This window comes from Pseudomonas sp. GW821-FHT09H03, assembly GCF_059415945.1.
This window is the reverse complement of record NZ_JBWKOF010000007.1, coordinates 245,494-266,580: the sequence shown is the minus strand read 5'-3', so window position 1 is coordinate 266,580 and position 21,087 is coordinate 245,494. Positions and strand designations below refer to the sequence as shown.

16 protein-coding genes are annotated in these 21,087 nt (G+C 58.6%); 9 read left to right on the top strand and 7 right to left on the bottom strand.

Going from position 1 to position 21,087, the window contains the following annotated elements; all coding sequences use genetic code 11:
- Positions 1-59 precede the first annotated feature (59 nt).
- From AC07OG_RS12555 to AC07OG_RS12535, 5 genes are all read left to right on the top strand, one after another.
- Complete coding sequence (locus AC07OG_RS12555; protein WP_495067164.1) at positions 60-1,388, top strand: deoxyguanosinetriphosphate triphosphohydrolase; 1,329 nt, start codon at positions 60-62, stop codon at positions 1,386-1,388.
- A gap of 178 nt (positions 1,389-1,566) precedes the next feature.
- Positions 1,567-1,959, top strand: coding sequence for a response regulator (locus AC07OG_RS12550; RefSeq protein ID WP_495067163.1), 393 nt, complete (start codon positions 1,567-1,569; stop codon positions 1,957-1,959).
- A 232-nt stretch (positions 1,960-2,191) separates the two neighbouring features.
- Positions 2,192-2,818 (top strand): response regulator transcription factor, encoded by a 627-nt coding sequence (locus AC07OG_RS12545; protein ID WP_060540959.1) that lies wholly within the window; start codon positions 2,192-2,194, stop codon positions 2,816-2,818.
- An 8-nt stretch (positions 2,819-2,826) separates the two neighbouring features.
- The gene (locus AC07OG_RS12540) at positions 2,827-6,468 is read left to right on the top strand and encodes a transporter substrate-binding domain-containing protein (RefSeq protein ID WP_495067162.1); all 3,642 of its coding nucleotides are present in this window, start codon (positions 2,827-2,829) and stop codon (positions 6,466-6,468) included.
- A gap of 48 nt (positions 6,469-6,516) precedes the next feature.
- The gene (locus AC07OG_RS12535; RefSeq protein WP_495067161.1) at positions 6,517-9,459 is read left to right on the top strand and encodes an HD domain-containing phosphohydrolase; all 2,943 of its coding nucleotides are present in this window, start codon (positions 6,517-6,519) and stop codon (positions 9,457-9,459) included.
- Here the strand turns inward: AC07OG_RS12535 and AC07OG_RS12530 are convergent, their stop codons facing one another.
- Together AC07OG_RS12530 and AC07OG_RS12525 are read right to left on the bottom strand one after the other, a co-directional pair.
- Positions 9,460-9,942, bottom strand: coding sequence for a GAF domain-containing protein (locus AC07OG_RS12530; protein ID WP_060540956.1), 483 nt, complete (start codon positions 9,940-9,942; stop codon positions 9,460-9,462).
- Positions 9,939-10,829: an ATP-binding protein gene (locus tag AC07OG_RS12525; RefSeq protein ID WP_218425324.1), complete on the bottom strand. Its 891-nt coding sequence runs from the start codon at positions 10,827-10,829 to the stop codon at positions 9,939-9,941. Before AC07OG_RS12525 ends, AC07OG_RS12530 begins: the two co-directional genes overlap by 4 nt.
- Positions 10,830-10,993: 164 nt before the next feature.
- Between AC07OG_RS12525 and AC07OG_RS12520 the strand changes: the two genes are divergently transcribed.
- Positions 10,994-13,315 carry a hybrid sensor histidine kinase/response regulator gene (locus AC07OG_RS12520; protein ID WP_495067160.1) on the top strand — a complete coding sequence of 774 codons (2,322 nt, stop codon included), beginning with the start codon at positions 10,994-10,996 and terminating at the stop codon, positions 13,313-13,315.
- Here AC07OG_RS12520 and AC07OG_RS12515 read toward each other — a convergent pair.
- From AC07OG_RS12515 to msrB, 3 genes are all read right to left on the bottom strand, one after another.
- Positions 13,299-13,760: a MarR family winged helix-turn-helix transcriptional regulator gene (locus AC07OG_RS12515; protein WP_060540953.1), complete on the bottom strand. Its 462-nt coding sequence runs from the start codon at positions 13,758-13,760 to the stop codon at positions 13,299-13,301. The two genes, AC07OG_RS12520 and AC07OG_RS12515, sit on opposite strands and share 17 nt — an antisense overlap.
- Positions 13,757-14,242 carry a glutathione peroxidase gene (locus AC07OG_RS12510; protein ID WP_060540952.1) on the bottom strand — a complete coding sequence of 162 codons (486 nt, stop codon included), beginning with the start codon at positions 14,240-14,242 and terminating at the stop codon, positions 13,757-13,759. The genes AC07OG_RS12515 and AC07OG_RS12510 overlap by 4 nt, the downstream gene beginning before the upstream one ends.
- Before the next feature lie 202 nt (positions 14,243-14,444).
- Complete coding sequence (msrB, locus tag AC07OG_RS12505; protein WP_218425322.1) at positions 14,445-14,840, bottom strand: peptide-methionine (R)-S-oxide reductase MsrB; 396 nt, start codon at positions 14,838-14,840, stop codon at positions 14,445-14,447.
- 224 nt (positions 14,841-15,064) lie between these two features.
- Here msrB and AC07OG_RS12500 point away from each other — a divergent pair, with 224 nt between their 5' ends.
- The gene (locus AC07OG_RS12500) at positions 15,065-16,276 is read left to right on the top strand and encodes a pyridoxal phosphate-dependent aminotransferase (protein ID WP_060540951.1); all 1,212 of its coding nucleotides are present in this window, start codon (positions 15,065-15,067) and stop codon (positions 16,274-16,276) included.
- Between the two features lie 314 nt (positions 16,277-16,590).
- On the top strand, positions 16,591-17,481 hold the full coding sequence (htpX, locus tag AC07OG_RS12495) for a protease HtpX (RefSeq protein WP_095061105.1): 891 nt from the start codon (positions 16,591-16,593) through the stop codon (positions 17,479-17,481).
- A gap of 194 nt (positions 17,482-17,675) precedes the next feature.
- Here the strand turns inward: htpX and AC07OG_RS12490 are convergent, their stop codons facing one another.
- Complete coding sequence (locus AC07OG_RS12490) at positions 17,676-18,332, bottom strand: thiopurine S-methyltransferase (protein WP_060540950.1); 657 nt, start codon at positions 18,330-18,332, stop codon at positions 17,676-17,678.
- Positions 18,333-18,435: 103 nt separating this feature from the next.
- Between AC07OG_RS12490 and AC07OG_RS12485 the strand changes: the two genes are divergently transcribed.
- Positions 18,436-19,203, top strand: a complete 768-nt coding sequence (locus tag AC07OG_RS12485) for a DODA-type extradiol aromatic ring-opening family dioxygenase (protein WP_495067159.1) — start codon at positions 18,436-18,438, stop codon at positions 19,201-19,203.
- A gap of 205 nt (positions 19,204-19,408) precedes the next feature.
- Here the strand turns inward: AC07OG_RS12485 and AC07OG_RS12480 are convergent, their stop codons facing one another.
- Positions 19,409-21,082 carry a DEAD/DEAH box helicase gene (locus tag AC07OG_RS12480; RefSeq protein ID WP_060540948.1) on the bottom strand — a complete coding sequence of 558 codons (1,674 nt, stop codon included), beginning with the start codon at positions 21,080-21,082 and terminating at the stop codon, positions 19,409-19,411.
- Between the last annotated feature and the right edge of the window lie 5 nt (positions 21,083-21,087).

Sequence of the window (21,087 nt, the reverse complement as noted above, 5' to 3'; positions counted from 1 at the left end):
CAGGTGCCGTCGCGAAACGGGAAGCTAGGCCATCAGTCACCGGACGGAGAGAACCAGCCTTGGATTGGCACACCCTGCTTACCCGCGAACGCCTCGGAAAGCCTCTGCACAGCCCTGAAGAACTGGGCCGCAGTCCTTTTCACAAAGATCATGACCGCATCATTTTCTCGGGGGCGTTTCGCCGCCTCGGGCGCAAGACCCAAGTGCATCCGGTCTCCAGCAACGATCACATACACACGCGCCTGACCCATTCGCTGGAAGTCAGCTGCGTGGGCCGCTCCCTGGGCATGCGGGTCGGTGAAACCATCCGCAGCTCTCTGCCCGACTGGTGCGAGCCCAGCGACCTGGGAATGGTGGTGCAATCGGCCTGCCTGGCCCATGACATCGGCAATCCACCTTTTGGCCACTCCGGTGAAGATGCTATTCGTCACTGGTTCCAGCAAGCCGCCGGTCGTGGCTGGCTGGATGCGATGAGCGAAACCGAGCGCAATGACTTCCTGAACTTCGAAGGCAATGCACAAGGCTTTCGGGTACTCACCCAGCTTGAATACCACCAGTTCGACGGCGGTAGCCGGCTGACCTATGCGACCCTGGGTACCTACCTGAAATACCCGTGGACGGCGAAGCACGCCGACTCCCTGGGCTACAAGAAACACAAATTCGGTTGCTACCAGAGCGAGCTGCCGCTGCTGGAGCAGATCGCCCACAAGCTCGGTCTGCCGCAGCTGGAGGATCAACGCTGGGCGCGTCATCCACTGGTGTACCTGATGGAAGCCGCCGATGACATCTGCTACGCGCTGATCGACCTCGAAGATGGCCTGGAAATGGAGCTGCTGGAATACGCTGAAGTCGAGTCCCTGCTGCTCAACCTGGTCGGTGACGATCTGCCGGAAACCTATCGCCAGCTCGGCCCCAACGATTCACGCCGTCGAAAGCTGGCGATCCTGCGTGGCAAGGCCATTGAACACCTGACCAATGCCGCGGCCCGCGCCTTCGTCGAGCAACAACAGGCGCTGCTGGCCGGTACGTTGCCCGGCGATCTGGTAGAGCACATGCACGGCCCCGCCAAGCGTTGTGTGCTCAATGCCAAGGACATGGCTCGTAAAAAAATCTTCCAGGACAAGCGCAAGACCCTGCACGAAATAGGCGCCTACACCACCCTGGAAATCCTCCTCAACGCGTTCTGCGGAGCCGCGCTGGAACAACACAACGGTCGCACGCCTTCGTTCAAAAGCCGCCGCGTCCTCGATCTGTTGGGCAACAATGCGCCCGATCCCCACGGCTCGTTGCACACATCGTTCCTGCGCATGATCGATTTCATCGCCGGCATGACCGACAGCTACGCCAGTGACATGGCGCTGGAAATGACCGGCCGCTCAAGTCACTGACGAGTGTCGACTGATCAGCCATTTCGCCGTCAGATCTGGCTGATCTCCTTCCCCAAAACCAAATGCACTCAAGGTTTACCGAATCGTCCTACATACCCTGTAGAGCGAACTGATCGCCCGTGCGCTTCTCACACGAAACAATCACCCTCCCTCTGTTCGCCAGATGAAGTGAGTTCTCATGACCGAAAACGATCTGCGTATCTTGCTGGTGGAAGACCATCCATTCCAGCTCAGAGTCACTGGATATCTTCTGGAAAGTTATGGCTTCACCCAACTGACATCCACCGACAGCGCCCATGCGGCGATGCAACAAATGTCCAGGGCGGCACAACCCTTCGATATTCTTTTATGCGACCAATGCCTGCCCGGGCTTTCCGGACTCGACCTGGTCCGATACGCCAGCCAGCAAGGAATGATCAGACAGGCCATCTTGTTGAGTAGTCTGACGAGCGCTGAATTGGACGGACTCAAAAGAACAGCCGTCGAACATCAGCTGCCATTACTGGGCTATCTGATGAAACCCCTGGAACAAGCGGAGTTCAGAAGTCTGCTGGCCTTGACGCCTGTATAAAAACAACGCATTAAAATCCGAAAAAAAACACAACACAACTTGCAAATGAAAACTTTGAATAAACAACCAAAAGCACAAATTATTTCTTAAAAATCTATTTGATACGTAGGTCCATTCTTTTTCACGCGTAGGACTTTTCCTATATTGCCACCACGGGCTCGCCAGTTCATACGTCCTGCCAACCATCTGAGCTATGGTGCGCGCTTTATTTGAGCTCGCATGGGATTTGAATATGAACTCCGTTTTTATTGTCGACGATCATCCTGTCATCCGCCTGGCCGTTCGAATGTTACTGGAACACGAAAACTACAAAGTCGTAGGCGAGACCGACAATGGTGTCGACGCCATGCAAATGATTAGAGAATGCATGCCTGACCTGGTCATTCTCGACATCAGCATTCCCAAACTCGACGGACTGGAAGTGCTGTCCCGTTTAAACGCCATGAACACACCTTTGAGAACTCTCGTATTGACAGCCCAATGTCCGACCCTGTTCGGTATTCGTTGCATGCAATCAGGTGCGTCGGGATATGTATGCAAACAGGAAGAACTCAGCGAACTGGTCAGCGCTATTAAAGCGGTATTATCAGGATATAACTATTTCCCGAGTGAAGCGTTGAATCCGGCCCGGGGTGATGAGGCGCGTTGCGCCGAACTTGAATTATTCAAGTCGGTAAACGATCGGGAACTAATGGTATTGCAACTTTTTGCGCAAGGACGCTCCAACAAGGAAATTGCCAAAGGCATGTTTCTCAGCAACAAGACCGTCAGCACCTATAAAAAGCGACTCATGCAGAAACTCAAAGCCCAATCACTGGTTGAGCTGATCGAAATGGCAAAACGCAACGCACTCGTGTGAGAAGCCGGATGCCCAGTCGCTTGAAGGATAATCTGATAAGGATGACCGCAGGTTTGTGCCTGAGCACTTCACTGCTCGCAGCGCAAACCAGTGAAAACTACACGTTGCTCAGCCGCTCAAACGCCGGACATCTGCAAGTCCAGCTCAGCGAAGCACAACGGTTATGGCTCAACGACAAACGCGAACTGGTACTTGGCACCTCGGCTCAGGATTATCCGCCTTTTGACCTGACCACCAGCGGTCATGACTACGAAGGGTTCACTGCCGATTACGCCGGCATCCTGGGCACCGTTACCGGCCTGCCAATAAAGGTCAGGCGCTTCGAGTCCCGGGGGGCTGCGATCTCCGCTCTTGAAAGCGGCGAAGTCGATTTACTCGGTACTGCCAATGGCTTCGAAGCCGGTAATGCCGACCTCGCGCTCTCCATACCCTACGCCGTCGATCAACCGGTACTGGTGACGCGGGAGGGCGAAACCAGATCCCTGACCGACGGACTGGCAGGTTTACGCCTGAGCATGCTTTATCACTACTTGCCGCTGTCGGAAGTCAAGGCGATGTACCCCCAGGCGATCATCACCTCCTATCCGTCGTACCAGAACGCTATCAGTGCCGTCGCTTTCGATCAGGCGGATGTGTTCCTGGGCGACACCATTTCGACGCACTACATGATCAACAAGGGGTACCTGAACAACATTCGCATGGCCAATTTCGGCAAACATGAAGCCCATGGCTTCAGCTTCGCCGTGACCAGGAACAACCCCGAGCTGCTCGGCATCATCAACAGGATGCTCATGGCCATCCCCTCGACTGAACGAGAAAACATTGCAAAGCGCTGGAGTGCAGGCAGCGATATTCTGCTTACGGATCAGAAACTGCAGCTTACCGACCGCGAAGAGCAGTGGCTGGCGCAACATCCAGTCGTGCGCGTGGTGGTCAATGAAGCCTTTGCCCCGCTGACCTTTTTCGACAGTGAGGGTAATTTTCGCGGGGTCACCGCAGACCTGCTTGAGCTGATCAGGCTACGCACCGGTCTGCGCTTCGACATCCGGCGCAGCCGCAACGACGATGAGATGATCGAACAGGTCAAGGGCGGCCAGGCCGACGTGATCGCTGCCCTGCTGCCCAGTGCACAACGTCAGGCGACATTGAATTTTACTCGCCCCTTTCTGGAAAATTCCTACGTCCTGTTGACCCGAAAAGCAAAGGATAGCCCGAGCAATCTTTCCCAGCTGCAAGGCAAGCGCCTGGCGATAGCCCGAGGTAACCCGCTGCTCGATTACCTGCGCAGCGAATTCCCCCACATCAAGCTGATCGAAACCCCGGACAGTTTCAGCGCAGTAGAGATGCTCGCCGAAGGCAAGGCAGAAGGCGCGGTGAACTCCCTGATAATCGCCAACTACTTCATTTCCTCGCAGCTCTTCGAACACACACTGCAGATCAGCACCACCATCGGCACCGAACAGGCCGCGTTCTCCCTGGCGACAGCCCGGCAAGCCGGGGACCTGAACGCCATTCTCGACAAGGCTTTGCTGAGCATCGCACCGGAGGAGCTGGGCATCATCAACAGCCGCTGGCGTGGCTATTCAGCGACCGCCCACAGCACCTGGCGAAATTATCATCGGTTGTTTTATCAGATCGTCATCGGTGCCGGGGTGCTACTGCTGCTTTCCGTGGCCTGGAACGATTACATGCGCCGCCAGATCAAACAGCGCAAGGCCGCCGAGCGCGCATTGAACGATCAATTCGAGTTCATGCGATCGCTGGTCAACGGTACGCCACATCCAATCTACGTACGCGACCGCCAGGGCCTGCTGCAAAGTTGCAATGACAGTTACCTGCAAGCGTTTAGCGCCAGACGCGAGGACGTCATCGGCAAAAGCGTCATGCAGGGCGCCATGAGCAATGTGTTCGAAGCCCGGGAATTTCAGGCCGATTACCAGCGTGTTGTTGCCAACGGCACCCCGCTGATTATCGACCGTGAGCTGCACATCGATGGCAGGCGCTTGACGATCTATCACTGGATTCTTCCCTATCGGGACTCCAGCGGCGAAGTGCGCGGCATTATCGGTGGCTGGATCGACATCAGTGAGCGGCGGCAATTGCTCGATGACCTGCGTTGCGCGAAGGAACGTGCCGATGAAGCCAATCGTGCCAAGAGTACCTTTCTGGCCACCATGAGCCATGAAATCCGTACGCCGATGAACGCGATTATCGGCATGCTCGAATTGACCCTCAAGCGCATAGACCTTCAGCACCCGGATCGACCGGCCATTGATGTTGCGTACAGCTCGGCGAAGGACCTGCTGGGATTGATTGGCGACATCCTCGATATTGCCCGGATCGAATCCGGACACTTGAGCCTGAGCCCGGAGCGCGTCAATCCCGGGGAGCTCGTCACCTCGGTAGTACGAATTTTCGATGGCCTGGCTCGACAGAAAAACCTGGATCTTCTGCTGGAATTCCATCCGGCCTACCCCGTAATCGATGTCATGCTGGACCCGTTGCGCTTCAAGCAAGTGCTGTCCAATCTGGTCAGCAACGCCATCAAATTCACCGAACGGGGCGAAGTCCGGGTCATTGTTGAGCTGAGCTGCGTTGACGAGCCCGATCAGGTGCAAATGCGCCTAAAGGTCCGGGACAGTGGCATGGGCATCAGCGAACGGGATCAGCATCGTCTGTTCGAACCATTCGCCCAGGCCGACAACGCCGCGCAATCGGCCAGGGGTGGTGCAGGGCTGGGGCTGGTGATCAGCCGCAACCTGTGCGAGATGATGGGGGGCAGCTTGCAATTGAGCAGCCAGCCGGGGGTCGGCACTCAAGTCGAGGTTTCGTTGCAGCTCAAAACATTGCCGGCACAACCTGTGCCGAATACGGCCGAAGTACAAATCTCTACCGCACGGAGCGCACTGAATGTCCTGGTGGTGGACGATCATTCAGCCAATCGCTTGCTCATGTGCCAGCAACTGGAGTTCCTCGGCCACCGAAGCAAGGTTGCCGTCAATGGTCAGGAAGGGTTCGAGGCGTGGCAAGCCGAGTCGTTCGATCTGGTCATTGCCGATTGCAACATGCCGGTCATGAACGGCTACGAACTGGCTCGCTCCATACGCCGGCACGAACGGCAAGCCCGGCGCCCGCCCTGCACCATCCTGGGCTTTACCGCCAATGCGCAGCCAGAGGAAATACAACGCTGCAAGCAGGCCGGGATGGATGACTGCCTGTTCAAGCCCCTCAGCCTGAACGCCTTGAGTCAAAGGGTCGATGGCATCGAGCCGGGCCATGGCGTTCTACCATTCAGTCTCAATGGTTTGCACCTGCTGACAGGGGGTAACCCGACCTTGAACAGGCGCTTGCTGAGCGAGTTGGTGAAGAGCAACCGGCTCGATCTGCAATCGCTGCTGGCTTTAACGTTTCCAGAGGACAAGCAGTCACTGCTCGACTTCGCCCACAAGATCAAGGGCGCAGCCCGTATCGTCCAGGCATCTGGCGTAATCGAGCGCTGCGAGGCGCTCGAAACAGCCTGTCATGGGGATTTCCATGGTGAAAAGGTGGCTCAATGCATAACAGCCATGGAGCGCGCGTTGCTTGAATTGGAACAGGCATTGCTGCAACAGCTTGAGTACAACGCCGAGAGCACGATGACAGAGCCTTAACTATGCTTGAACGCTCAGCAGTGCGTTTCCAGCCTGGAGAAACCTGCAATGCCCAACCCACTGCATCCGGACGCACGGCGCTTTCCGCTACACGTCCATATCAGCGTGATGTTCACTTTCCTGCTGCTGTTGACCGGGGTAGTGCTGGGCATTTTCAACTATCGGCAAACCACGCAAATCATTCTTTCGAGCAGTGAAAAGCTGTTTGAACGCATCGAGCAGGACGTTCGCCTGGACCTGCAAGCCACCTATGAACCGATTCGTCATCTGTTGAGCCTGCTTGTCGTCAACCCGGCGGGGCATGCCCCTGACCTGGAACAACGCCTGGCGCTGCTCGCACCGTTCAGCCAGTCGCTCAAGGACAATCCTGACCTGGCCTCGCTGTATGTAGGTTACGGCAACGGCGATTTTTTCATGGTACGCCCCCTACGCACCCCGGACCTCAAAGCGCTGCTCGATGCCCCGCAGACGGCGGCTTATCAGGTCTGGAGCATCGAACACGACAACGCCGGAATGGTCCATTCCCAGTCGTTGTTTTTCGCTCAAGACCTGACTCTCGTCAGCCATCGGGACAACCCCAACGATACTTACGACCCACGCAGTCGCACCTGGTTTACCCACGCCCGTAGCGACAACGATCAGATCACCACCGAACCCTACATTTTTTTCTCCACCCACAACATTGGTACCACACTGGCCCGACGCAGCGACGAAAACACCGTCATGGGCGCCGACCTGACCCTGGCCGAGCTCAGTGCAACCCTGGCCAGGCACGTCGTGACCCCCAGTACCGAAATCGTGCTGTTCGATGCCCAAGGCAATGCCATCGCCTACCCCGACAGTTCCCGGCTGATCATCGACGATAAGACCGCGCGCCTGATCAAGGCGGCGGACCTGAGCCCCAGTCTCGGCGCGCTGCTCAAGAATCCTGTGGCGGGCAATCGGCTCAACGCCTATGGTCGACAATGGATCGTGGCCCGCAGCAGCCTGCAGGAGGGCGGCCCCCACGGGCTGCAACTGGCAATGCTGGTCCCGGAAGATGAGTTGCTCGCCGACGCCTACCGCATGCGCTGGCAAGGCGCGCTGATTACCCTGGCAACATTGCTGTTGTGCCTGCCTCTGGGTTGGTTGACGTCAAGAGTCCTGGTCAAACCCCTGCGTGCACTGGTGCAGGAAGCGGATGCGATTCGCAGTTTCGACTTCAACTTCCCGGTTTCCCGGCGCTCGCCAGTCCTCGAAGTCGATCAACTGAGTGTGTCGATGGCGCGGATGAAGGACACCCTGGCAAGTTTCTTCCAGATCACCGACAGCCTGAGCGCCGAAACCCGTTTCGCCCCGCTGCTCGAACGAGTGTTATTTGAAACCGCGAAAATCGCCCAGGCCCAGGCCGGCCTTATTTACCTTCGTGAAGGAGACGGCGATCGCATGGAGCCCCACGGCTTGGTGCTCAACAACAGTTCCGAGGAGCTGTCGTCGTACGACATTCGAGGCCACGCGCTTGAAGACCCGCAGAGTCCGGCCTGGATGCTGCAACTGGCGAAAACCGACAATATCGTCACCAGTCTCGGTTTCGATCAGGCGGCAGACCTGCAACCCGTGCTCCGGGCACTGGCCTGCCCCCGGGTTCATCTGATCGGTATCCGCTTGCACAACCGGCATAACGAAACCGTGGGCTTGCTGGTACTGCTGCTCGCCGACAGCGGCAATCAGAGTGATCAGGAAAAACTGCGGCCCGATCGCATCGCGTTCATCCAGGCGGTGTCCGGCGCGGCCGCTGTCAGTATTGAAAGTCAACGCCTGCAAGCCAGGCAAAAACAATTGCTGGACGCCTTCATTCAACTGCTTGCCGGCGCGATCGACGCGAAAAGCCCCTATACCGGTGGCCATTGCCAGCGTGTCCCGGAACTGACCCTGATGCTCGCCCACGCCGCAGCTGCCAGCCAGGAGCCTGCCTTCAAAAGCTATCAACCCGGCGAAGATGAATGGGAGGCGCTGCACATCGCAGCCTGGCTGCACGATTGCGGCAAAGTCACCACCCCGGAATATGTGGTCGACAAAGCCACGAAACTGGAAACCCTGAACGATCGCATCCACGAAATCCGCACCCGCTTCGAGGTGCTCAAACGCGATGCCTGGATCGACTACTGGCAGGCCGTCGCCATGGGCGGTGACGCAAAGCCCCTGACAGAGCTGCGCAACGCGACCCTGGCCGGGCTGGATGAGGATTTCGCCTTCGTCGCCCGCTGCAACCTTGGTGGCGAAGCCATGGCAGAGGCAGACCTGCAACGTTTGCGCAGTCTGGCGCAACGTACCTGGACCCGCACCCTGGATGACCGTCTCGGGGTTTCCTGGGAAGAAAACCGGCGACAGGCACGAACACCCGCCCCGGCTCTGCCCGTCAGCGAGCCGCTATTGGCGGACAAGCCGGAACACCTGTTCGAGCGTGCGCAAAGCGAGCTGATTGCCCAAGACAACCCATGGGGCTTCAAACTCGACGTGCCCGCCTACAAGTACAACCGGGGCGAGTTGTACAACCTGAGCGTTGTGCGCGGCACCCTGACGGCCGAGGAGCGCTACATCATCAATCACCACATGGTGCAGACGATTCGGATGCTCAGCCACCTGCCCTTCCCCGGCCATCTCGGCACGGTCGCGGAAATTGCCGGCGGCCACCATGAGAAAATGGACGGCACCGGTTATCCGAAACGCTTGAGGCGCGAGCAAATGAGCCTGCCGGCGCGAATGATGGCAATAGCCGATATTTTCGAAGCGCTGACGGCTGCCGATCGCCCCTACAAGAAGGCCAAGACCTTGAGTGAGGCGCTGGGCATCATGGCCTGCATGTGCCGTGATGCCCACATCGATCCTGAACTCTTCGGACTGTTCATCAACGCGCAAATTTATTTGCAGTACGCCAAGCGCTTTCTCGACTCCCAGCAAATTGATGCGGTGGACGCTTCAAGCCTGCTGGCCAAGGCCGGACTGGCTTGATCAGCAGTCGCTCAGACGCAGGAAAATCGCCGCAAGCTGCTCGATACCGGCCTGGTCTTGGGCGGTGAAGCGCGCCAGTTTCGGACTATCGAGGTCAAGCACACCGATCAGTCGGCCGTCCTTGACCAGCGGCACGACCAACTCACTGTTCGACGCGCTGTCACAGGCGATGTGACCGGGAAACGCGTGCACATCCTCGACCCGTTGGGTCTGCAGGGTGGCTGCTGCCGTCCCGCATACCCCGCGACCGAACGGAATGCGCACGCAGGCGATCTGCCCCTGGAACGGACCTAACACCAGTTCTTCATTGCGATTGAGGTAAAAACCGGCCCAGTTCAGGTCGTCAAGCTGGTTGAACAGGAACGCCGAGAACTGCGCGGCGTTGGCGATGAAATCACGCTCGTCCGCCAACAAGGATTCAAGCTGTGCGTGCAGCATGCCGTAGCCTTCGAGGCCCTGGCCGCTCTTTTGTAAATCGATCATGCCTTGTGCTCCAGCAGTTTGAGCCCGACCCAGTAACGGGCAAATTGATAGGCGCAGCGCCCGTTGCGATTGCCCCGCCCAGTGGCCCAACGCACCGCCAGAACGTCCAGCTCTTCGGTGCGTTGCCACGGCAGGCCGGCCTTGCTGGCCAACTGACCGACCCAGTGCTCGACCACATTGAGGAAGTGTTCCTGGGTGAAGGGATAAAACGACAACCACAGGCCGAAACGATCCGACAGGGCGATCTTGTCTTCCACCGCCTCGCTGGGATGCAGTTCGCCATCAACACGCTTCCAGTTTTCGTTATCGCTTTCCTTTTCCGGCACCAGGTGCCGACGGTTGGAGGTGGCGTACAGCAAAACATTGTCCGGCGCCTGCTCCAGCGAGCCGTCGAGCACGCTTTTGAGCACTCGATAATCACCCTCGCCCGATTCGAACGACAGGTCGTCGCAGAACAGCACAAAACGCTGGGGCAATTTGCCGATCTGCTCAACGATTCGTGGCAGGTCCGCCAAGTGATCGCGTTCAATTTCGATCAGGCGCAGACCGGCCTGGGCGTGTTCAGCGAGCAAGGCGCGAATCAGCGAAGATTTGCCGGTGCCGCGTGAACCCCAGAGCAGTGCATGGTTGGCCGGCATGCCATCGAGGAACTGTTGGGTATTACGCCCCAGTTGCTCCACCTGACGATCGACGCCAATCAGGTCGCTCAGGCGCATGTCGAGGCTGACCTGCAGCGGCAGCAGAAAGCCGCTGCGCGCCTCGCGCTGCCAGCGCGCGGCCAGGCAATGCGTCCAGTCGATAGCGGGGCGAGGCGCGGGCAGCAACGGCTCGATTCGAGCCAGTACGGCATCGGCGCGCTCAAGAAAAGCATTCAATCGGGAATCCACGACTTCTCCTCGGACACGTTGACAGTAATGATGGCGATACAGCGACGAAGCACAGCGTCCGGTGACCGGCTTACCTGATTGAACAAGGCTCTCCAGAACTTCGGTCGCCCTGCATGATCGGCTATGCTTGAGCAGCGAAGAAAACGGAAGTGGTTCAACCCCCCATGGATATCAAGTTCACCAACCGGCTGTCATACAAGCAGGCCCGGCTTACCGTGCTGGTTGGTTTCATTCTCGGCACGCTGCTCAGCGTGCTGCAAATAGGCATCGATTATGCCAGTGAAGACGCCTCCATCAACCGGGAAATCCTGTCTTTGCTGGAAATCAGCCACAACCCGGCCTCACGCATCGCCTACAACATCGACGCCGAGCTCGCCAGGGAGTTGACCCAAGGGCTGTTGCGCTCGCCGGCGATCATTGGTGCAAAACTGACCGACGACAACGGTATCGTGCTGGCGAACGTCAAACGACAAGGCATGCAAAGCGGTTATCGAGTGCTCAGCGACTTCCTGTTCGGAGCCCATAGACAGTTCGAAGACCGTCTCTATCTGGATCACATGAACAGCGAAGCCCTCGGAACGCTGCAGCTGGATGTGGACACCTTCTCCTTCGGCAACCGCTTTCTGCGCCGGGCCGAAGTCACCCTGCTCAATGGTTTCGCCCGCAGCCTGCTGCTGTCGGGCATCCTGCTGGCGTTGTTTTATGTCATGTTGACCAAGCCTCTGGTACGCATCATCCACGAGCTGAGCGGTCGCGACCCGCGCAGTACGCAACCGACATCCCTGGAGTGCCCCGCGGGGCACGCCAATGACGAAATCGGCGTGCTGGTCAAGGTCGCCAACCAGCAATTCGCCAATATCGCCACCGAAATCCAGCAGCGGCGCAGCGCCGAAAACCGCCTGACCGAGTACCTCGGACAACTGGAAAACATCGTCTCGGCCCGCACTGCCGAACTCAAGGCCATTAACGCACGGCTCAGCCTGTCCAACCAGGAACTGGAAGTCGCCCGCCGTACAGCCCTCGACATGGCCGAAGCGCGCTCGGTATTCGTGGCTAACATGAGCCACGAAATCCGCACCCCTCTCAACGGTTTGCTGGGAATGATCGCGCTATCGCTCGACGGCCCGCTGAACCCCGAGCAGCAACAGCAGCTATCCATCGCCCATGACTCGGGCAAAGTTCTGGTGGAGTTGCTCAACGATATTCTCGACTTGTCGAAATTCGATGCCGGCCAGCTCGAACTCGAACACATCCCCTTCGACCTCGGCGCATTGGTCGAAGACACCGCCAACCTGCTTTCGCAAAATGCCGCGCCAAGCGTCGAGCTGACCTGCCTGATCGATCCGCGCTTCCCGGCACTGGTACTCGGCGATCCGACCCGGGTTCGGCAAATTGTCAGCAACCTGTTATCCAATGCCCTGAAGTTCACCCGCTTCGGTCGCGTCGATGTGCGCCTTTCAAACGCTGCAAATGGCGTCAGAATCGAAGTCTGCGACACGGGTATCGGAATTCCCCAGGACGCCCAGGTCAAGATACTCCAGCCCTTCACCCAGGCCGGCGCCGGCATTACCCGGCAGTTCGGCGGCACCGGGCTGGGCCTGGCCCTGACCTACAACCTCTGCGAAGCCATGCAAGGGCGCCTGACGATCAGTTCCGAGTCGGGTTTTGGCAGCCAGTTCTGCGCCGAGCTGCCGTTACCCGCCCATACCCGCGTAATACCTGCACCCCTGCTGCAGGGCAAGGTCATCGCAATCACCGACGCCAGCAGTGGATTGGGTGAACTGCTGAGCAGCCTGCTGCCTGGCTGGGGACTCGACTATCAACGCCGATCCATTGATGACCCGCTACTGGGCGTAGAACTCGATGTCCTGATCACCGACTGCCCCGAATGCCTGTTCAGTCTGCGCCCCACCGTTACCGCACCGATTCTGCTGGTGACCGCCTACGGCAATTTCATGCCCATCGAAGAAGTCAGCGCTCTGGCGCCCTTGCAGCAGCAGGCACGGCCTCTGGCGCGCAACGCGCTGTACCAGGCCTTGCGACGCCTCTTGCAACCGCAGACCGAGACACTCAACGATGCCCGCCTCGACACGCTGAACTCGCAACCCCGTGGACGCGTGCTACTTGTAGAGGACAATCCGGTCAACCAGCTGGTGGCCAAGGGTATGCTCGGCAAACTCGGCTGCGAGGTGGTCACTGCCGCCCACGGTGCCGAGGCACTGGATCAACTTGAACTCAGGGACTTCGATCTGGTGCTGATGGACTGCAACATGCCAGTCATGGATGGCTACGAGGCCAGTCGGCAAATTCGCCACAGCGGACGCTGGCCACAGCTGCCCATTGTCGCCCTGACGGCCAACGCCATGTCCGAAGAGCGTGAACGCTGTCGTGCGGCGGGCATGAGTGACTACCTGGCCAAACCCTTCAGGCGCGAAGAACTGGCCGCCCTCCTCGATTTGTGGATTCCCGCTAAGTCAGTGCCTTGATCTGACCCAGCAGGTGATCAAGCCCGTCGCGCAAGTCATTGAGTCGATCAAGATCAACCCCGCTATCGCATAACAACCGCGCCTTGAGGGGCCCAACCTGATCGCGCAGGCCCCGGCCGGCAGGCGACAGACTCAGATGCACTTCACGCTCATCCCGTGCCGAGCGCTGACGTTGCACCAGGTGCAGCAGCTCCAGGCGCTTGAGCAAAGGCGTCAGCGTGCCAGAGTCCAGCGCCAGGCGCTCGCCCAGCGCCTTGACGGTCGGCTGCTGCGGGGCGTTCTCCTGCCATTCCCACAACACCAGCATCGCCAGGTATTGCGGGTAGGTCAGGCCCAACTGATCGAGCATCGGCTTGTAGGCACGGATGACCGCCCGGGAAGCGGCGTACAGCTTGAAGCAGAGCTGGCTGTCCAGGCTCAGGGAGTCGATGGACAAACTGTTCATTTGAGCAGGGCTTCGATCTCGCGGCTCAGGTCCTGCGGCTTGGTGGCCGGGGCGAAGCGCTTGACCAACTGGCCGTCCTTGCCGATCAGAAACTTGGTGAAATTCCATTTGATGCCCTGGGAGCCCAACAGACCCGGTGCGCGTTTCTTCAATTGCACGAACAGCGGGTGAGCGCCGGTGCCATTGACTTCGATCTTTTTGAACAGCGGGAAACTGACCCCGTAGTTCAACTCGCAAAATTCGGAAATCGCCCCTTCGTTACCTGGCTCCTGTTTGCCGAACTGATTGCAGGGAAAACCGAGAACCACCAGACCTTGATCCTTGTAGGTCTGCCACAGCTCTTCGAGGCCCTTGTACTGCGGGGTGAAACCGCACTTGCTGGCGGTATTGACCACCAACACGGCTTTACCGGCGAAATCCGCCAGGGTCTTTTGTTCACCCTTGATGGTGGTGCAAGGGATGCTCAGCAGATTGTCGCTCATGGCGCAGGTTCCGAATGGAAGACAGGAATGACAAAATAGCGAGCAATTGAATTGCGTGCAATTTAATTGATCGCCCCGTTCTCTCCTTCCGACATAAATTCCGAACCGCAGGAGCTGGCTTGCCAGCGATCAGGCCCTTGAACCTTGCATCGCAATTGCCGACGCTATCGCCGGCAAGCCGGCTCTTACGGACAACCCGGGATCAGTTGCGGGGGACGAGATCCAGGCACACCGAGTTAATGCAGTAGCGCAGGCCGGTCGGCGGCGGACCATCGGGAAACACATGCCCAAGGTGCGCATCGCATTTGGCGCAGACCACTTCGGTACGGATCATGCCGTGGCTGACATCACGGATCTCGACCATGGCACTGTCGGCGATCGGTGCGTAGAAGCTCGGCCAGCCGCAGCCGGAATCGAACTTGGTGCTGGAGTCGAACAGCGCTTCATTGCAGCAAATGCAGTGGTAGACGCCATCAGTTTTCGTGGCGTTGTATTTGCCGGAGAACGGTCGCTCGGTGCCTTTGAGGCGGCACACGTTGTACTGCTCCGGGTCGAGCATCGCCTTCCATTCTTCCAGGGTTTTTTGCAACTTTTCCATCATCACACCTCGGCGGCTGAAAAAGCCCGATCTGTATCTTTTCCACTGATCGGGCGGCACGTATGATTGCGCCTCATTTGACGCCAGTCTGGCAGCAGCGTTACACGCACTCAAACGGATTTTGGGGCGAGCGGCCCAAGCGCCAGGTTTGAGCAAGAACGCAGAATTCCCAGTACGGTAGTTTATACACCGCCTGGATCGTTCACTTTCGGGAACACATCGCCATGCAGGTCAGCAAATCGAACAAGCTCGCCAACGTCTGCTACGACATTCGCGGCCCGGTGCTCAAGCACGCCAAACGCCTGGAAGAGGAAGGCCATCGCATCCTCAAGCTGAATATCGGCAACCCGGCGCCTTTTGGTTTCGAAGCGCCGGACGAAATCCTCCAGGATGTGATCCGCAACCTGCCGACCGCACAGGGCTATAGCGACTCCAAGGGCCTGTTCAGTGCGCGCAAGGCGGTGATGCAGTACTACCAGCAAAAACAGGTGGAAGGTGTCGGTATCGAAGACATCTACCTGGGCAACGGCGTTTCCGAACTGATCGTGATGTCGATGCAGGCCCTGCTCAATAACGGCGACGAAGTGCTTGTGCCGGCTCCTGACTACCCGCTGTGGACCGCTGCGGTGAGCCTGTCGGGCGGCAACCCGGTGCATTACCTGTGCGACGAACAAGCCAACTGGTGGCCGGACCTGGCCGACATCAAGGCCAAGATCACCCCGAACACCAAGGCTCTGGTCATCATCAACCCGAACAACCCGACCGGTGCGGTGTACTCGAGAGAAGTCCTGCTAGGCATGCTGGAACTGGCCCGCCAGCACAATCTGGTGGTGTTCTCCGACGAAATCTACGACAAGATCCTGTATGACGATGCCGTGCACATCTGCACCGCGTCCCTGGCACCGGACCTGCTGTGCCTGACGTTCAATGGTCTGTCCAAGTCTTATCGCGTGGCGGGTTTCCGTTCCGGGTGGATCGCCATCTCCGGTCCTAAACACCACGCCCAGAGTTACATCGAAGGCATCGACATGCTGGCCAACATGCGCCTGTGCGCCAACGTGCCGAGCCAGCATGCGATCCAGACCGCCCTGGGTGGCTACCAGAGCATCAACGACCTGGTACTGCCTCCAGGCCGCTTGCTGGAGCAACGCAACCGCACCTGGGAGTTGCTCAACGACATTCCCGGCGTGAGCTGCGTCAAACCGATGGGAGCACTCTATGCCTTCCCGCGGATCGACCCCAAGGTGTGCCCGATCCACAACGACGAAAAGTTCGTCCTGGACCTGCTGCTGTCCGAAAAGCTGCTGGTGGTTCAGGGAACCGCGTTCAACTGGCCCTGGCCCGACCACTTCCGCGTCGTGACCCTGCCCCGTGTCGACGACCTGGACATGGCCATCGGACGTATCGGCACCTTCCTCAAGTCCTACCGCCAGTAAGCTACTATCACCGTGCGATGCTCGCACAGCTCGCACGGTGATTGATTCAGCAACATATCTTCACGTCCTGCCCGTTAACGCCACCGCTATCCTCGACGGGGCTGCACTCTCCCGCCGGGCCCAACAACGGCGGGGCCTGTGACGTGAACCGGTTTACAAACGCCTGCTGCTTCGACGTCGGAAATGTCCTTCAAACAGCTAGACTGTTGCTGTAGGACACAGTTTGAAATAGTCACCCGGTTGAATACCCCGGTGCATCACCTTATATACCCCGCAGTACGCTACATCTTTAGCAAAAGGAGATTTCTACAACCATGATGCGCATCCTGCTGTTTTTGGCCACTAACCTGGCGGTCGTGCTGATTGCCAGCATCACCCTGAGCCTTTTCGGCTTCAACGGGTTCATGGCGGCCAATGGGGTTGATCTCAACCTCAATCAGCTGCTGATTTTCTGTGCGGTCTTTGGTTTTGCCGGTTCCCTGTTCTCGCTGTTCATCTCCAAGTGGATGGCGAAAATGAGCACCAGCACCCAGATCATCACTCAGCCGCGCACGCGTCACGAACAATGGCTGCTGCAAACCGTCGAGCAACTGTCCCGCGAAGCCGGGATCAAGATGCCGGAAGTCGGGATCTTCCCGGCCTACGAGGCGAACGCCTTTGCCACCGGCTGGAACAAGAACGATGCACTGGTTGCCGTGAGCCAGGGTTTGCTCGAACGGTTCTCGCCAGATGAAGTGAAGGCGGTGCTGGCCCACGAAATCGGCCACGTAGCCAATGGCGACATGGTCACCCTGGCACTGATCCAGGGCGTGGTGAACACCTTCGTGATGTTCTTCGCGCGGATCATCGGTAACTTTGTCGACAAGGTGATCTTCAAGAACGAAGAAGGCCAGGGTATCGCCTACTACGTGGCGACCATCTTCGCCGAACTGGTCTTGGGCATTCTGGCCAGCTCCATCGTCATGTGGTTCTCGCGCAAGCGTGAATTCCGTGCCGACGAAGCGGGTGCAAACCTGGCCGGCACCGCCGCGATGATTGGCGCGCTGCAACGCTTGCGGGCAGAACAAGGTCTGCCGGTGCACATGCCGGACACCCTGAATGCCTTCGGCATCAACGGTGGTATCAAACAAGGGTTCGCCCGCATGTTCATGAGCCACCCGCCGCTGGAAGAGCGTATCGACGCACTGGCTCGTCGTCGGGGCTAAGTGATTCGTAGTGCAAATGAAAAGGCCCGCAGTGATGCGGGCCTTTTTTTGTCTGCCTGGAAGCTTCAGTGTTTTTCCGGGCCTCTTCGCGGGCAAGCCCGCTCCCACAGGTTCCGAGCCGTCCACAAGATCTGCGGCGCCCGCCCCTGTTGCAGTGGGCTTGCCCGCGAAGAGGACGGCACGGGCAAAACAAATTATTGACTGGAAACCCGATACACCCGCTCCTCCAGCCGCGTGACACCCGCCTCCAGAAACTTCCCGCTTTCGCTCAACACATCCTGATCTTCCAGGATCTTCAGCGCCCATGAGTCCCCGAGCAACCGCTGCACCTCATCATCGAGTACAGCAAATGGCGGCCCGGGCATTTGCGCCTGGTCATAGTCCAGGGTGATCACCAGGCCATGGGACTCATTGGGCAGTATCCGCTTCAAATGGGCCGCATAGCGCTCTCGCATTGGCGCCGGCAGCGCGATCAACGCCGCGCGATCATAAAGCGCGGAGCAATCGGCAACGTCACCGGCCGTCAGCTCGAAGAAATCGCCGCACCACAGCTCAATCGAACCTGCCCGATAAACCTTGAACGGCCCCTGTTCGCTGACGGCCGGATCAAAGCCATGCTCGCTGAAAAACTCCTCGACGGCCTTTTCCGACAGTTCGACGCCCAAGACCTCATGACCTTGGTGAGCGAGCCATAGCAAATCCAGGCTTTTACCACATAGCGGTACTAACACCCGGGCACCTTCTTCAAGGTTTAGCGCTGGCCAGAACCGCTTCAGATGAGGGTTGACCTGCGGCAGGTGAAAGCCGATCTGATTCGACGCCCACTTCTTGTGCCAAAACTCCGGCTGCATAAATAACCCCGAATATTCGATCAAAACACCCTAAAACTTATATTAGATTTAGATCAATGATCTGACTGAAGATGGTGACATCTTAACCCTCAGGAGCTCATTCATGTTCCCCAGCCTGTATATATCCCATGGCTCCCCGATGCTGGCCCTGGAACCTGGTGCCAGTGGGCCAGCTCTCGCGCGTCTGGCAGCGCAAATGCCGAAGCCAAAAGCCATCGTGATTGTTTCTGCGCACTGGGAAAGCAACGAATTGCTGGTCAGCGGCAATCCGCAGCCTGACACCTGGCATGATTTCGGCGGTTTTCCCAAAGCCCTGTTCGAAGTGCAATACCCGGCGCCTGGCAATCCTCAGCTGGCCGCAGAAGTTGTCGAGCTGTTGAAGGCGAGCAACCTACCCGCCCGGATTGACCTCGGGCGCCCCTTCGATCATGGGGTCTGGGTGCCCTTATCGTTGATGTATCCTCAGGCGGACATCCCGATCGTGCAAGTGTCCCTGCCCACCCGTGGCGGCCCGGCCCTGCAAACCCGCGTTGGCCAAGCCCTGGCCAGCCTGCGCGAGCATGGCGTGCTGCTGATCGGCTCCGGCAGCATCACCCACAATCTGCGGGAACTGGACTGGCATGCCGGCCCCGAGAGCGTTGAGCCCTGGGCCCTGGCATTTCGCGAATGGATGATCGACAAACTCGCCGCAAATGACGAAGCCGCGCTGCACGACTATCGCCAACAAGCGCCGAATGCCGTGCGCAACCATCCCAGCGACGAGCACTTGTTGCCGCTGTATTTTGCCCGTGCCGCGGGAGGACCGTTCAACATTGCCCATCAGGGGTTCACCATGGGTGCACTGGGCATGGACATCTATCGCTTCGGCTGACAGCAAGACCGCGTCGCGACTTTCTCGAGCATGACCGCTCCCACATTTGATCGCACTCTTTCCAAAGTCACGCGGTCGCCTGTGGGGGCGGGCTTGCTCGCGAAGGGGCCACCGGCACACTTCAGCCGGGCTTGAACTGCAGGCAAAAAAAATCCCCGAACCAGTCGGGGATTTTTTATGTTCGATCAATCAGCCCGAGAGCGGATCAATCTTCGCGGTAGCGACGCAGCTTCAACTGCTTACCGGCAACGCGAGTGTCCTTGAGCTTGGTCAGCAACTTCTCAAGACCATCTTCTGGCAACTCGACGAGGCTGAAGCTGTCACGCACCTGGATGCGACCGATCGCTTCACGCGCCAGACCACCTTCGTTGAGGATGGCGCCCAGCAGGTTCTTGGCAGCGATACCATCACGCGCACCCAGCGCGGTACGGCAACGGGCACGGCCTTCGCCCAGTGGCATCGGAGCACGACGCTCGCGGTCACCACGCTCAGGACGATCACCGGAACGCTCTGGACGATCGCCACGCGGTGCATTGTTCGGCACCAGTGGACGCTCTTTCTCGATAGCGGCCAGGTTCAGCGCTTGACCGTTGGTAGCCTTGCGCAGCAGGGCTGCGGCCAGGGCACGCGGACTGCAACCGATGTCGGCGGTCAGGCGATCGAGCAGATCACCGTGAGTCGATTCAGCTTCAGCCACCAGCGGCGACAGGCTGTTGGTCAGTTTCTTGATGCGCGCATCCAGAACGGCTTGAGCGTCCGGCAGGCGAACTTCAGCAACCTTTTGACCGGTTACACGCTCGATCACTTGCAGCATGCGGCGCTCACGTGGAGTCACCAGCAGCAGCGCACGACCTTCGCGACCGGCACGGCCGGTACGGCCGATACGGTGAACGTAGGATTCCGGATCGTACGGCATGTCAACGTTGAACACGTGAGTGATGCGCGGAACGTCCAGGCCACGAGCAGCAACGTCGGTCGCCACAACGATGTCCAGACGGCCATCCTTGAGGGAGTCGATGACGCGCTCACGCTGGTTCTGGGCGATGTCACCGTTCAGCGCAGCGGCTTTGTAGCCTTTGGCTTCCAGGGCACTGGCCAGGTCCAGGGTCGCTTGCTTGGTGCGCACGAACATGATCAGGGCGTCGAAGTCTTCCACTTCCAGCAAGCTGAGAACGGCAGAAGTCTTCTGGTCAGCGTGAACCAGCAGGTGAGCCTGCTCGATCGCGGTAACGGTCTGGGTCTTGGTCTGGATCTTCACGTGTTGCGGATCGCGCAGATGGCGCTCGGCAATGGCACGGATCGACTGCGGCAGGGTAGCCGAGAACAATACGGTCTGACGGGTTGCAGGCAGGGCCTTGAAGATGACTTCGAGGTCGTCCATGAAACCCAGTTTGAGCATTTCGTCGGCTTCGTCGAGAACCAGGTGGTTCACGGTCGCCAGGACTTTTTCGTCACGACGCAGGTGGTCGCACAGACGGCCCGGAGTAGCGACAACGATCTGTGCGCCATTACGGATTGCTTTGAGTTGCGGGCCCATAGGCGCGCCGCCGTAAACGGCCACAACGGTAACGCCGGGCATTTGCTTGGCGTAAGTTTCAAAAGCGGTTGCTACTTGCAGCGCCAACTCACGAGTTGGCGCCAGGATCAGGGCTTGCGGTTCGCGCTTTGCAGGATCGATGCGATGCAGGATCGGCAGGGCGAACGCTGCGGTTTTACCCGTACCGGTTTGCGCCTGACCAATCATGTCGTGTCCGGCCATGATGATCGGGATCGATTGCTGCTGAATAGCCGATGGCTCTTCGTAGCCAGTCGCGGTGACGGCTGCAAGAATATTCGGATTAAGATTAAAAGCGGCGAATCCGCCGGATTCCTGGGTCATGGGTC

What these genes read in the sequence shown, in the direction of transcription:
- AC07OG_RS12485 (WP_495067159.1), top strand. Translation starts at nt 18,436, where the DNA reads ATGTTCCCCAGCCTGTATATATCCCATGGCTCCCCGATGCTGGCCCTG.
- htpX (WP_095061105.1), top strand. Translation starts at nt 16,591, where the DNA reads ATGATGCGCATCCTGCTGTTTTTGGCCACTAACCTGGCGGTCGTGCTG.
- AC07OG_RS12535 (WP_495067161.1), top strand. Translation starts at nt 6,517, where the DNA reads ATGCCCAACCCACTGCATCCGGACGCACGGCGCTTTCCGCTACACGTC.
- AC07OG_RS12550 (WP_495067163.1), top strand. Translation starts at nt 1,567, where the DNA reads ATGACCGAAAACGATCTGCGTATCTTGCTGGTGGAAGACCATCCATTC.
- AC07OG_RS12480 (WP_060540948.1), bottom strand. Translation starts at nt 21,082, where the DNA reads ATGACCCAGGAATCCGGCGGATTCGCCGCTTTTAATCTTAATCCGAAT.
- AC07OG_RS12530 (WP_060540956.1), bottom strand. Translation starts at nt 9,942, where the DNA reads ATGATCGATTTACAAAAGAGCGGCCAGGGCCTCGAAGGCTACGGCATG.
- AC07OG_RS12520 (WP_495067160.1), top strand. Translation starts at nt 10,994, where the DNA reads ATGGATATCAAGTTCACCAACCGGCTGTCATACAAGCAGGCCCGGCTT.
- AC07OG_RS12540 (WP_495067162.1), top strand. Translation starts at nt 2,827, where the DNA reads ATGCCCAGTCGCTTGAAGGATAATCTGATAAGGATGACCGCAGGTTTG.
- AC07OG_RS12490 (WP_060540950.1), bottom strand. Translation starts at nt 18,332, where the DNA reads ATGCAGCCGGAGTTTTGGCACAAGAAGTGGGCGTCGAATCAGATCGGC.
- AC07OG_RS12515 (WP_060540953.1), bottom strand. Translation starts at nt 13,760, where the DNA reads ATGAACAGTTTGTCCATCGACTCCCTGAGCCTGGACAGCCAGCTCTGC.
- msrB (WP_218425322.1), bottom strand. Translation starts at nt 14,840, where the DNA reads ATGGAAAAGTTGCAAAAAACCCTGGAAGAATGGAAGGCGATGCTCGAC.
- AC07OG_RS12510 (WP_060540952.1), bottom strand. Translation starts at nt 14,242, where the DNA reads ATGAGCGACAATCTGCTGAGCATCCCTTGCACCACCATCAAGGGTGAA.
- AC07OG_RS12500 (WP_060540951.1), top strand. Translation starts at nt 15,065, where the DNA reads ATGCAGGTCAGCAAATCGAACAAGCTCGCCAACGTCTGCTACGACATT.
- AC07OG_RS12545 (WP_060540959.1), top strand. Translation starts at nt 2,192, where the DNA reads ATGAACTCCGTTTTTATTGTCGACGATCATCCTGTCATCCGCCTGGCC.